The organism is Actinocorallia lasiicapitis (assembly GCF_054778695.1).
On the sequence record NZ_BAAGZI010000165.1, the window covers coordinates 1 to 11,877 of the forward strand.

General features: G+C 71.1%; 14 protein-coding genes. 7 read left to right on the plus strand and 7 right to left on the minus strand.

The window, feature by feature from the left end; genetic code table 11:
• The 3 genes from ACYVE7_RS18860 to ACYVE7_RS18870 form a co-directional block, all read right to left on the minus strand.
• The coding region (locus ACYVE7_RS18860) for an amidase family protein (RefSeq protein ID WP_460366220.1) at nt 1-486 on the minus strand (486 nt) is incomplete at its 3' end.
• Nucleotides 483-2,288 (minus strand): acyl-CoA dehydrogenase, encoded by a 1,806-nt coding sequence (locus tag ACYVE7_RS18865; RefSeq protein WP_460366222.1) that lies wholly within the window; start codon nt 2,286-2,288, stop codon nt 483-485. The genes ACYVE7_RS18865 and ACYVE7_RS18860, both read right to left, overlap by 4 nt.
• Before the next feature lie 99 nt (nt 2,289-2,387).
• Nucleotides 2,388-3,269 (minus strand): hypothetical protein, encoded by an 882-nt coding sequence (locus ACYVE7_RS18870; protein ID WP_460366224.1) that lies wholly within the window; start codon nt 3,267-3,269, stop codon nt 2,388-2,390.
• A 132-nt stretch (nt 3,270-3,401) separates the two neighbouring features.
• On the opposite strand from ACYVE7_RS18870, the gene ACYVE7_RS18875 reads away from it, so the two are divergent.
• From ACYVE7_RS18875 to ACYVE7_RS18900, 6 genes are all read left to right on the plus strand, one after another.
• A complete protein-coding gene (locus ACYVE7_RS18875; protein WP_460366226.1) occupies nt 3,402-3,989 on the plus strand; it encodes a TetR/AcrR family transcriptional regulator in 588 nt (195 codons plus the stop codon).
• Nucleotides 3,986-4,957 carry a phosphotransferase family protein gene (locus tag ACYVE7_RS18880; RefSeq protein WP_460366228.1) on the plus strand — a complete coding sequence of 324 codons (972 nt, stop codon included), beginning with the start codon at nt 3,986-3,988 and terminating at the stop codon, nt 4,955-4,957. The genes ACYVE7_RS18875 and ACYVE7_RS18880 overlap by 4 nt, the downstream gene beginning before the upstream one ends.
• Nucleotides 4,957-6,195, plus strand: coding sequence for an acyl-CoA dehydrogenase family protein (locus ACYVE7_RS18885; RefSeq protein WP_460366230.1), 1,239 nt, complete (start codon nt 4,957-4,959; stop codon nt 6,193-6,195). Before ACYVE7_RS18880 ends, ACYVE7_RS18885 begins: the two co-directional genes overlap by 1 nt.
• The gene (locus tag ACYVE7_RS18890) at nt 6,192-7,607 is read left to right on the plus strand and encodes a class I adenylate-forming enzyme family protein (protein ID WP_460366232.1); all 1,416 of its coding nucleotides are present in this window, start codon (nt 6,192-6,194) and stop codon (nt 7,605-7,607) included. Before ACYVE7_RS18885 ends, ACYVE7_RS18890 begins: the two co-directional genes overlap by 4 nt.
• Before the next feature lie 82 nt (nt 7,608-7,689).
• Nucleotides 7,690-8,541 carry a dienelactone hydrolase family protein gene (locus tag ACYVE7_RS18895; RefSeq protein WP_460366234.1) on the plus strand — a complete coding sequence of 284 codons (852 nt, stop codon included), beginning with the start codon at nt 7,690-7,692 and terminating at the stop codon, nt 8,539-8,541.
• Nucleotides 8,542-8,545: 4 nt separating this feature from the next.
• On the plus strand, nt 8,546-9,088 hold the full coding sequence (locus tag ACYVE7_RS18900; protein ID WP_460366236.1) for a YciI family protein: 543 nt from the start codon (nt 8,546-8,548) through the stop codon (nt 9,086-9,088).
• Here ACYVE7_RS18900 and ACYVE7_RS18905 read toward each other — a convergent pair.
• Nucleotides 9,085-9,621 (minus strand): hypothetical protein, encoded by a 537-nt coding sequence (locus tag ACYVE7_RS18905; RefSeq protein WP_460366238.1) that lies wholly within the window; start codon nt 9,619-9,621, stop codon nt 9,085-9,087. The two genes, ACYVE7_RS18900 and ACYVE7_RS18905, sit on opposite strands and share 4 nt — an antisense overlap.
• A gap of 1 nt (nt 9,622) precedes the next feature.
• Nucleotides 9,623-9,970 carry a PadR family transcriptional regulator gene (locus ACYVE7_RS18910; protein WP_460366240.1) on the minus strand — a complete coding sequence of 116 codons (348 nt, stop codon included), beginning with the start codon at nt 9,968-9,970 and terminating at the stop codon, nt 9,623-9,625.
• A gap of 129 nt (nt 9,971-10,099) precedes the next feature.
• On the opposite strand from ACYVE7_RS18910, the gene ACYVE7_RS18915 reads away from it, so the two are divergent.
• Complete coding sequence (locus tag ACYVE7_RS18915) at nt 10,100-10,975, plus strand: hypothetical protein (RefSeq protein WP_460366242.1); 876 nt, start codon at nt 10,100-10,102, stop codon at nt 10,973-10,975.
• An 11-nt stretch (nt 10,976-10,986) separates the two neighbouring features.
• Here ACYVE7_RS18915 and ACYVE7_RS18920 read toward each other — a convergent pair whose 3' ends face one another.
• Together ACYVE7_RS18920 and ACYVE7_RS18925 are read right to left on the minus strand one after the other, a co-directional pair.
• Nucleotides 10,987-11,298: a hypothetical protein gene (locus ACYVE7_RS18920; protein ID WP_460366244.1), complete on the minus strand. Its 312-nt coding sequence runs from the start codon at nt 11,296-11,298 to the stop codon at nt 10,987-10,989.
• Nucleotides 11,299-11,364: 66 nt separating this feature from the next.
• A partial coding sequence (locus ACYVE7_RS18925; RefSeq protein ID WP_460366246.1) for a hypothetical protein occupies nt 11,365-11,877 on the minus strand: 513 nt, incomplete at its 5' end.

Sequence of the window (11,877 nt, forward strand, 5' to 3'; positions counted from 1 at the left end):
CGCGACCGCCGCGCCCGAGCCGCCGCTGGAGCCGCCCGCCGAGCGGGTCAGATCCCAGGGCGTCCGGGCGGAGCCGGCGAAACCGTCGCTGTAGGCCGACAGCCCGAACTCGGCGGTGTTGAGCTTGCCGAGGCTGATCGTGCCCGCTTCGCGCAGCAGCCGGACGAGGTGCGCCTCGACCTGCGGGACGAACCCGCGCAGCGGCGCCGCGCCGAACGAGGTCGGCATGTCGGACGTCGCGACCAGGTCCTTGACGGCGGTCGGCACGCCGAACAGCGGCGGCAGGCCGTCCTCGCCCATCCGCTGCTCGGCCTCGCGGGCGCGGGCCAGGGCCAGGTCGTCGGCGACGGTGATGAACGCGCCGAGCCTGCCGTCGAGCGCGGCGATCCGGTCGAGGTGGTGCCGGACCAGTTCCACGGGGCTGACCCGGCCCGCCTTGACCTCGGCGGCCTGGTCGAGGGCGCTCAGTTCGTGCAGTTCGCTCATCCGAACGCCCCGTCCGGGATCTCCATGAGGGCGTCGTCGGTCGCGCGGAGCACGGCCAGCCGGGCGGTGAGCTCGGGCAGGACCGTCGTGCCGAAGAACCGGGCGACCGCCAGCTTGCCGGTGTAGAACTCCTCGTCGGAGCCCGCGTCGAGCGCGGCCAGCGCCACGGTGGCCTGGCGGAGCAGCAGGTAGCCGATGACCAGGTCGCCGACGCTCATCAGCAGCCGGGTGGTGTTCTGGCCGACCTTGTAGATCTCCGACGGGTTCTCGCGGGCGTCCTTCTGCCAGCCGAGCAGGGTGTCGACCATCGCCTGGACGTCGGAGAGCGCCCCCGCGAGCGCGGCGCGCTCCCGCTGGAGCCGCTCCTCGCCCTCGAACGCGGTCAGGAAGTCCGCGATCTCGCCGGTCAGCACGGCCAGCGAGGCGCCCTTGTCGCGGACGATCTTCCGGAAGAAGAAGTCCTGCCCCTGGATTCCGGTGGTGCCCTCGTACAGCGAGTCGATCTTGACGTCGCGCAGGTACTGCTCCATCGGGTAGTCCTGCAGGTAGCCGGAGCCGCCGAGGGTCTGCAGGGACAGCGCCAGCAGCTCGTAGGAGCGCTCGGAGCCCACCCCCTTGACGATCGGCAGCAGCAGGTCGTTCATCCCGGCGGCCAGCTCGGGGTCGATCTCGCGGTCCAGCCACGCCGCCGTGTACAGGTAGACCGCGCGCAGGCCCTCGGCGTAGGCCTTCTGCAGCAGGAGCATCCGGCGGACGTCGGGGTGGCGGTCGATGGTGACGCGCGGCGCGGTCTTGTCGTGCGCCCTGGTCAGGTCGGCGCCCTGCACCCGGGAGCGGGCGTAGTCCAGCGCGTTCAGATAGCCGGTTGACAGGGTCGCGATGGCCTTGACGCCCACCTGCATCCGCGCCGACTCGATCACCCGGAACATCTGGGCGATGCCGTCGTGGACCTCGCCGAGCAGCCATCCGACGGCCGGCACGGGGCCGTCGCCGAAGGTCATCTCGCAGGTCGTGGAGACCTTGAGCCCCATCTTCTTCTCGACGTTGGTGGCGTAGACGCCGTTGCGCTCGCCCGGCTCGCCCGTCACGGCGTCGAAGTGGTACTTCGGCACGAGGAACAGCGACAGGCCCTTGGTGCCGGGGCCCGCGCCCTCGGGCCTGGCCAGCACGAAGTGCATGATGTTCTCGGCCAGGTCGTGCTCGCCCGAGGTGATGAACCGCTTGACGCCGTGGATGTGCCAGGAGCCGTCGTCCTGCCGGACGGCCTTGGTGCGGCCCGCTCCGACGTCCGATCCGGCGTCCGGCTCGGTCAGCACCATCGAGCCGCCCCAGCGGCGCTCGACCATGAAGTCGCCCCAGGCGGCCTGCTCGGGGGTGCCGAGCAGGTGCAGCAGCCCGCCGAAGCCGGGGCCGCTGCCGAACATGTAGACCGGGGCGTGGGCGCCCTGGATCATCTCGATGACCGCCCACCACAGGGCGCGGGGCGCGGGGGTGCCGCCGGCGGTGACGGGCAGGTCGAGCCGCCACCACTCGGCGTCCATGTAGGCGTCGTAGGAGCGGCGGAACGCCTCGGGCATGGTGACCGAGAACGTCGCGGGGTCGTAGACCGGCGGGGTGCGGTCGACTTCGGTGAACGAGTCGGCCACCGGGCCCACGGCGAGCCGCTCGACCTGGGCGAGGATGTCGCGGGCGGTGTCGGCGTCGATGTCCTCGAACGTGCCGTGGCCCAGCCGCTCGGCCAGGCCGAGCACCTCGAACAGGTTGAACTGCAGATCGCGGAGATTGCTGCGGTAGTGACTCACGGTGATCCTCTCGATGACTTCCGAGATGTCGGATGCATCACACTCGGAATGTCGGGAAATGTCAATACCGATCGGTCGGTATGTGAAGATCGTGGCCGGTCAGGCCGGGTAGTGGGGGTAGGACTCCTTGAAGACGCCCTGGTGCAGCAGCACCCGCGCGACCGGGGTTCCCGCCTGGTGGACGGTCGTCCGCACCCACGCCGACTCGGTCCTGCGGCTCTCGCTCAACGCCACGACCTCGCGCTCCAGCACGTACGGCTCGTCGACGAAGAGCGGGGTGCCGAGCAGCCTGATCTCCAGATCGAGGAACAGCCCGACGGACGGTTCGGCCTTGGTCAGCCCGGACGTGCCGAACGTCGCCATCGCCAGCACGCTGATCGCCTCGATCGGGATGATCGGCCGGCCCCAGGGGTTGTCGGAGCCGCGGTACCAGGGGCTCGGTTCGGTGATGGTCCGCAGCTTGTCGGCCAGGCTGAACGGATAGAGATCGCCCATGGGGGTGTCGAAGTCCATCCGGACGGGCTCGGGCGCGTCCCCCCTGCGGCCGGGCGTCCAGCCCGCGAAGATCACTGGACGCTCCAGCGGACGGCCCGCGGCCAGCCGCGCCTCCAGGGCGGTCGGCTCGTCGCCGAGGGTGGCCGAGCCGGTCAGCACGACCGTCCCGTCCTCTTTTTCGGTGCGGATCTCGGCACGCGCGCCGGTGACGGTCGCGCTCGCCCTGGTCTGCTCGCCCTCCAGGCAGATCGCCTGGAAATGGGCGCTGATACAGCCCCGCTCGAACCAGTCACGGCCCCAGACGGCGGCCATCAGCGGATCGAACTGGCTGAAGTGGGTCGGCCCTTCGACGGCCGCCCCCGCGACGCCCAACCGCTGGGCGGTCTCGGGATCATGGATGCTCGCATGATCGCCGTAGGTCTGCTCGAGCAGCAGGTTGCGGGGGGAGCGAAGACGGCCGGAGATCTCAATCGGCGTGGTGAACACGGCGTTCCTCCTCGGACGGTGCCGCCGTTTCTACCACGCGAACGAAGAGATACCAACCGGTCGGTATTGACAATCCTCCGGTGCCGCGCTGTGATGTGGATCGCACCTTAGTCGAAGTTCGGAGGACCCCCCATGGCCAGAGCCAAGGACCCCAATCCCGGCGTACGCCGGCGCATCCTCGACGTGGCGCTGGACCTGTTCGCGCAGAAGGGCTTCGACGGCACCGGGGTCCAGGAGATCGTGACCAAGGCCGGGGTGACCAAGGGCGCGCTCTACCACTACTTCGCGTCCAAGGACGAGATCCTCTTCGAGATCTACGGCTCGGTCTTCCGGCAGGAGCAGGAGAACCTGGCGGCGATCCTCGCCCAGGGCCTCGGCCCCGAAGAGGCCCTGCGGAAGATCATCGAGGATCTGGTGATCGTCACCGCGAACACCGCGAAGGAGAACGCGGTCTTCGCCCGCGGTGGCCACTCCGACTCGCCGCACTGGAAGTCGATGCAGGAGCAGTGGCGGCACTACCAGGAAGGCGTGCGCGGAGTGATCCGCGCGGGCCAGGACAGCGGCGTCTTCGCCTCCCGGGTCTCACCCGAGATCGCCTCCTGGTCGATCTTCGGGGTGACCAACACCCTGCACACCTGGTTCCGGCCGGAGGGCAGCAAGACCGCGTCGGAGATCGGCAGGGAACTGGCCGACCTGGTGATCGCGGGGCTGAAGGGATGATCGACCTGGTCCGGCTCCGGGAGTTCCTCGCGGCCTCGGGCGTGCGGACGGGGGAGCTGTCCGCGGAGCTGATCGAGGGCGGCAAGTCCAATCTGACCTTCACCGTCACCGACGGGAACGGCGTCTGGATCGTCCGGCGGCCGCCGCTGGGCCATGTGCTGCGCACCGCCCACGACATGGGCCGCGAAGCGCGGGTGATGGCCGCGCTCGGCCCGACCGGGGTGCCCGTACCGCGCGTGATCGCCGACTGCGCCGATCCCGGCGTGCTCGGCGCCCCGTTCTATGTGATGGAGCGGGTCGAGGGCGCCGTCCACCGGACGCCCGAGGCCGCCGCCGCCGAGCTCGGGGTGCACGGCGTCGTCGAACTCTCCTTCTCCCTGGTCGACGTGCTCCGCCGGCTGCACGCCGTGGACCCCGCCGCAGTGGGGCTCGGTGACTTCGGCCGGCCCGACGGCTATCTGGAACGGCAGGTCGCCCGCTGGCGCAAGCAGCTCGACGCCTCCCGCAGCCGCGAGCTGCCCGGAATCGAGGAGCTGCACGGCCGGCTCGCCGCCGGACTCCCCGCCCGTCCCGGCCGTGCGGGCATCGTGCACGGCGACTTCAAGCTCGACAATCTGATCGTCGCGCCCGACGGCTCCGTCGCGGCCGTCCTCGACTGGGAGATGGCGACCCTCGGCGACCAGCTCACCGATCTGGGCCTGCTGCTCGCCTACTGGGAGATCATGCTCGACGGTGCGCCGTCGGCGGAGCTGTTCCCCGCGGGCGACCGGCTCGTCGCCCGCTACGGCGCCGCGCCCGAGCGGCTCCGCTGGTACCGGGCGTTCGCCTACTTCAAGCTCGCGGTCATCGCCGAGGGCATCCACTACCGCTTCGTCGCGGGCCAGACCGTCGGAGAGGGCTTCGCCGAACTCGGCGCCAAGGTCCCCGGCCTGGTCGCCCGCGGACACCAGATCCTCTCGGAGAACTGATGGACTTCCTGTTCGACGCCCACACCGACGAGCTCCGCGACCGGCTGCTCGCCTTCATGGACGCGGAGATCTACCCGGCGGAGCCGGTGCTGGACGCCCAGGTCGCGGCGATCACCGACTGGTCCACGCCGCCGATCGTCGAGGAACTGAAGGAGAAGGCGCGCAAGGCCGGGTTCTGGAACTTCTTCCTGCCGAACGACCCGGCGGCCGGCGGCCTGACCAACCTGCGGTACGCGCCGCTCGCCGAGATCAGCGGACGCAGCCCGTTCCTGATGCCCGAGGCGATGAACTGCAGCGCCCCCGACACCGGCAACATGGAGGTGCTCTCCCTGTTCGGCACCCCCGAACAGCGGGAACGCTGGCTCCGGCCGCTGCTGGACGGGACGATCCGCTCGTCGTTCTGCATGACCGAGCCGGAGGTCGCCTCCAGCGACGCCACCAACATCGCCACCCGGATCGAGCGCGACGGCGCCCACTACGTGATCAACGGCCGGAAGTGGTACGCCTCGGGCGCCATGAACCCCGCCGCCGAGATCTTCATCGTGATGGGCGAGACCGACCCCGACGCCGACCGGCACCGCCGTCAGTCGATGGTCCTCGTGCCCAGGAACACCCCGGGCGTGACGGTCAAGCGCGGGATGAAGCTGTTCGGCTTCGACGACTCCTCGCACGGCGGCCACGCCGAGGTGCTGTTCGAGGACGTCGTCGTGCCGGTCGGCAACCTCATCGGTGAGCAGGGGGCCGGGTTCGCGATCTCTCAGGCACGGCTCGGGCCCGGCCGGATCCACCACTGCATGAGGCTGATCGGGATGGCCGAACGGGCGCTGGAGCTGATGTGCGACCGGGTCTCGGCCCGCGAGGCGTTCGGCCGTCCGCTGGCGCGGCAGGGCGTGATCCGGGAGTGGATCGCTGAGTCGCGGTGCCGGATCGAGCAGGCCAGGCTGCTGGTGCTGAAGACCGCCTGGCTGATGGACACCGTCGGCAACAAGGGCGCGCACACCGAGATCCAGGCGATCAAGATCGTGGTCCCGGAGATGGCGGAATGGGTCATCGACAAGGCGATCCAGGCGCACGGCGCGGCGGGAGTCAGCCAGGACACCCCGCTCGCCCATCTGTGGGCGGGCGCCCGCGCGCTGCGCCTCGCCGACGGCCCGGACGAGGTGCACAAGGCGTCGCTGGCCAAACGGGAACTGGCGCAGCGGGAACTGGCCGCGCGGGGATCGGCGGGCCGCCGATGAGCTTCAACCTCGCGACGATCCTGCGCGAGTCCGCGCTCGCGCTGCCCGGCAAGGCCGTGGCACGGTTCGGCGCGCGGACCCTCACCTACGCCGAGCTCGAACGGCGCTCCGCGCGGCTCGCGGCGGGGCTGCTGGCGTCGGGGCTGGTGCGCGGCGACCGGGTCGCGGTGCAGCTCCCGAACGTCCCGGAGTTCCTGGTCCTCTACTTCGCGGTGGTGCGGGCGGGGCTGGTGCTGGTGCCGGTCAACCCGATGCTCAAGGACGGCGAGCTGGCCCACATCCTCGACGACTCGCTGGCCGCGAAGTTCGTCACCGAGGCCGACCTGGACGCCCTGGCCCTGCTGGAGGGCGCGGCCGAGGCGCCGATCGCGCCGACCGAACCGCACGAGACCGCGGTCATCATCTACACCAGCGGCACGACCGGACGGCCGAAGGGCGCGGAACTGACCCACTTCCAGCTCCATATGAGCTGCACGGTCGCCGGTGAGACCTTCGGGGTGCGCCGCGACGACGTGTCGCTGGCGGCGCTGCCGTTCTTCCACGTGTACGGGCTGTCGGGGATCGTCAACGTCGCGATCCGGTACGGGTGCACGCTCAGCGTCGTCCCCCGGTTCGAGCCGGTGGCCGTCCTGGACGCGATGGCCGAGCACGGCGTCAGCATCTTCGCGGGGGTGCCGACCATGTTCCACGCGCTGCTCGCCGCGGACGCGGGCGACCGGGACCTGTCGCGGCTGCGGGTCGCCTCCAGTGGCGGCGCGGCGATGCCGGGCGCGCTGCTCGCGGAGTTCGAGGAGCGGTTCGGCGTCCTGATCCTGGAGGGCTACGGCCTTTCGGAGTCGGGCAGCAGCGGAATGCTGAACCGTCCCGGCGACAGGCGGACCCTGTCGATCGGCAAACCGGTCTGGGGCTGCGACGCCCGGCTCGTCGACGCGGCGGGCGCCGTGCTGGAGCCGCGCAGCGGACGGATCGGTGAACTCCAGCTCACCGGCCATATCGTGATGAAGGGCTACTACCGGAACGCGGCGGCGACGGCCGCGGCGCTGAACGACGGCTGGCTGAGCACCGGTGATCTCGCCTACGAGGACACGGACGGCTTCTACTTCATCGTCGACCGGATCAAAGACCTGATCATCCGCGGCGGCTACAACGTTTACCCGCGTGAGGTAGAGGAAGTGCTCTACACGCATCCCGCGATCGCCGAGGCCGCGGTCTTCGGCCGTCCGGACGAGCGTCTCGGAGAGGAGGTCGTCGCCGCGGTGACGGTCCGGCCCGGCGCCGAGCTCGATCCCGCGGAGGTCGTCGCGTTCTGCCGCGACCGGCTCGCCGCCTACAAGTATCCGCGCGAGGTCAGGGTCCTCGACCGGCTGCCCCGCAACGGCACCGGCAAGATCCTCAAACGCGAGCTGAGGTAGCCGCCGGACGGCCGGTCTGGTGGGGCGGGCGGCGCGTGCGGTACGGTCCTGCGGGTACTGGGCGGGATCTTGAGGAGGGGCTGTGGCCGACGATCCGTTGGACGATTTCGCTTGGGACGAGTTCACGGCCGACGGGGTGACCCATCCGGTCCTGCGGTCGGGGACGGGCCCCGCCGTGCTCGTGATCAGCGAGATTCCCGGGATCAGCCCGCATGTGGCCGGGTTCGCGCGGCGGGTCAGGGACATCGGCTGCACGGTCGTGCTGCCGAACCTGTTCGGGACGGCCGGGCGCGACCACTACCCGGTGGCCCACGGCTGGACCGGGACGGCCGCGACGATGGCCCGCACCCTCGGGCAGGTCTGTGTCAGCCGGGAGTTCTCGCTGTTCGCGACGGGACGCACCTCGCCGGTGGTGAAGTGGCTGCGGGCGCTCGCCGCCCAGGAGCACGAGCGGTGCGGCGGACCCGGGGTCGGCGCGATCGGGATGTGCCTGACCGGCGGGTTCGCGCTGGCGATGGCCGTCGACGACCGGCTGATCGCACCCGTCGTCGCGCACCCGTCGCTGCCGCTGGCGCTCACGCCGAGGCAGCGGGCGTCGATCGACATCTCGCCGTCGGATCTGGCGAAGGTCCGCAAACGCTGCGACGCCGGGCTGACCGTGCTCGGACTCCGGTTCCGCAGCGACCGGCTCGTCCCCGACGAGCGGTTCGCGTTCCTGCGGCGCACGCTGGGGGAGGCGTTCGTCGCGATCGAGCTGGACGACGCCGCCGCCAACCCGCGCGGGCTGATGCGGCCGCACGCCCCGGTCACCGACCACCTCATCGACGAGCCGGGCGAACCCACCCGCGACGCCCTCGACCAGGTCCTCGATCTCTTCCGGACCCGTCTGCTCGCCGCCGGGGGAGACGGGCAGGGCGAGGAGCCGGAAGACTAGGCGGATGGAGTTCTTCTGCTATCACCGTGATCGGCCGGGTTCGGCGAAGCTGCGGAACGAGCTGATCGAGGCCCACTGGTCTTATATGGACGGGTTCGTGGCGGAGCTGATCGCCCGGGGCCCGACCTTCGTGGACGATCTGCCGACCGGCAGCGTCCACATCATCGATCTGCCAGGCCCCGCCGAGGCGCGCGCTTTCGCGTTCGACGAGCCGTGCTACCAGGCCGGCGCCTACCGCGACGTGCTGGTGCGCCGGTGGCGGAACCTGCTGGGCCGCACCATGTGGGAGTTCCCCGGCCGGGCGGCCGACGGCGTCCGCTTCCTGGTGCTCGGGTTGGGCGAAGGGGACGGCGTCGACCTCACCCCGCCCGACGGCAGGGACGGACTGATCGCTTACGGGCCGCTGCTGTCCGACGACGGCGCTGTCTGGCTGGGCACCGCCGCCCTGGTCGAAGCGGCGGACCCCGCCGAGGCGCGCACCGTCCTGAGCACGGAAGGATATGCCTCCGTCGAGGTCCACGCCTGGACCTTCGGCGGCCGCCGCTAGTCGCGCCGCCGCCGGGGCAGGAGGCGCCAGAGACGGCCGCAGGCGACCATCCCGGACAGCAGCAGGACATAGGTGAGCGGGGTCCACGCGCCACCGGTGTGCGTGGACTGGCCGTGGTTGAAGGTGTAGGTCAGCGACGACTGGAGATAGCTGATCCCCTGCCAGGTGAAGGTGCCGGTGGCGTCCGGCGCGGTGGCCGTGACGCCCTGTTCGAAACCGGCGGCGGCCTCGGACAGGAAGAAGTTCAGCACCAGCGGGACGGCGCCGGCGAAGTAGAACGCGGCGATCCAGGAGTGCCGGGGCCCGTCGCCGAACTCGGCCCTGAGGTACTCCTCGGCCAGCCGGCGGCTGCCGCCGAGCCGGCGCAGCGCGGTCGTGGTGCCGACCTCCTGCGCCGCGGTCATCAGGTTCGCGCGGACCTCGCGGCGCTTGCCGACGCGCGAACTCCACGGCAGGTCGTACAGGTACTGGTCCAGGGTCCAGACCAGGCGCTCGATCCGGAGCCGGTCGAGCAGAGTGAGGGTACGCGTCATTTCATGACCCCTTCTCGGACGTCGGGAGGTTGAGGACGGCGTTGACCCCGGCCACATGACGGAGCCATGTGGCCGTCGCCGACCGCAGGTGCTCCTGCCCGGCCGGGGTCAGCCGGTAGTACTTGCGCGCGGGGCCGCTCGGCGACGGCACCAGCCGGGTGGCCAGATACCCCTCCCGCTCCAGCCGGGTGAGCGCCGGATACACGGTGCCTTCGAGGACGTCGGCGAAGCCCGCCCGCTGAAGCCGCTGGACCACGGCGTACCCGTACGACTCCTCCTCGGCGAGCAGCCGGAGCAGGAGCACGGACAGGGTCCCCTTGAGGAGCTGCGGATCATGGCTCGGTGTCACGCTCCTAGACTGCGCCCAGTACTAGGCAAAGTCAAGTAGTGGCCGTGGCGTGGTTCACAGAGACTTCCGAAATACCCCTAGGGGGTATATGGTTCGGAAGGTGGGAAGGCACGGAACTGAGGAGTGGTCATGAACACATCGGTGCGGCTCGGCGGGTTCGCGCTCGGGCTGGCGGCGGTCTTCGGGGCCGCGTTCGCCGCGGGCAAGGTCATCGACCCGGCTGACGGGCCCAAGGCGGAGGAGCACGGCGGCGGCCACGCCGAACCGGCCGCTCACGGCGGGGGCTACACCCTCGGACGGGTGGACGGCCCGGCGGGCGAGTTCGCGTTCCGCGTGCTGGGCCCGGACGGCGCGCCCGTCACCGCCTACGACGTCCAGCACGACAAGCGGCTCCACCTGATCTCGGTCCGGAGGGATCTGTCCGGGTTCGCTCATGTCCATCCGGAGCTGGCGGCCGACGGCACCTGGCGGGTGGCGTCACCGCTGTCCGGGCCGGGCGCCTACCGCGTCTACGCCGACTTCAAGCCGTCCGGCGGCGCCGCCCAGACCCTGAACCTGGACGTCACGGTGCCGGGCGCGGCGACCGAGCGCCCGCTCCCGGCCCCCGCGAGGACCACGACCGTCGACGGCTACACCGTCACCCTCGACGGCGCGCTCAAGGCGGGCGCCACCAGCAGGCTCACCCTCGAGATCTCCCGCGACGGCAGGCCCGTCACCGATCTCGACCCCTATCTGGGCGCGTACGGCCATCTCGTGGCGCTGCGCGCGGCCGACCTGTCCTACCTGCACGTCCACCCCGACGGGGAGCCCGGCGACGGCAAGACGGCGCCCGGACCCGGCATCACCTTCCACGCCGAGGTCCCCGCGACCGGCTCCTACCGCCTCTACCTGGACTTCCAGCACCAGGGCGAAGTCCGCACCGCCGAGTTCACCGCCACCACCGACGGCGGCCCAGCACCGGCGAGCCCGGAGCCGACCGGCCACACCCACGGCCACGGCCACTGAGCCGTGGCGGATCAGCTCCCGGTGACGGCGGTGAGCAGGACGACGGCGGCGTCGATCGCGGTCAGCGTGCGCCGTTCGGCGGGGATCGCCGTCAGATCCCCGACGCCGAACTCGTCGTCGCCGACCATCACGGTCCCGGCCAGCACCTGAAGGCTGGCCGCGGCCGGTACCTCATCCTCGTCGAACTTGGCGCCCGCGACCAGCCCGATGACGGTCTGCGTCAGCGGCCCGCTCCGCAGCACCACCTCGGCGCTGTGCCCTTGCGGGGCCGTCCGCGCCAGATCGAGCTGCGCGTGCGCCGCGACGACCAGATTCTGCTCCATGGCCCGAGCCATGCCCGGGCCCGCCGCCCCGAACTCCCAAGAATCCGTCATTTTGTCGGCGGCCGGTCACTCCCCGGGAAGCCGGACGACGAGGGCGGCCAGCTCGTTGACCTTCTGCTGGAGATCGGTGATCCGGTCGGCGAGGGTGTCGTCGACGACGGCCATCAGATCATCGGGGTCGATCGAGTCGATGTTCTTGACGGTCGCCCTGATGGCCTTGCCGAACTTGGTGCGCTGCTCGCGCACCAGGACGTCGGCGTCGGCGACGACCGCCTCACCCACCAGGTCCTGGACGATCTCGTACGCCTCGGCGAGGGCCTCGGCGTTCGCCTGCGGGTTGTCGACCAGGGCGCGGAACTCCTCCACATGGTCGTCCAGGGCGATCTCGACGAGCTGCCCGCTGGGGGTCTTGGCCTGCCCCTCCGCCAGGACCTTCTGCAGGTAGCCGAGGCGCTGCATCCGCTTGGCCTCGGCCGCCGCCTCCTTGCGCAGCCCGGGGTCGGCCGCCAGCCGCGCCACCCTGATCTCCAGCGGCTCCTCGACGGCGTCGACCGGCGGCTCCGGCTCCGGCTCCGGGAC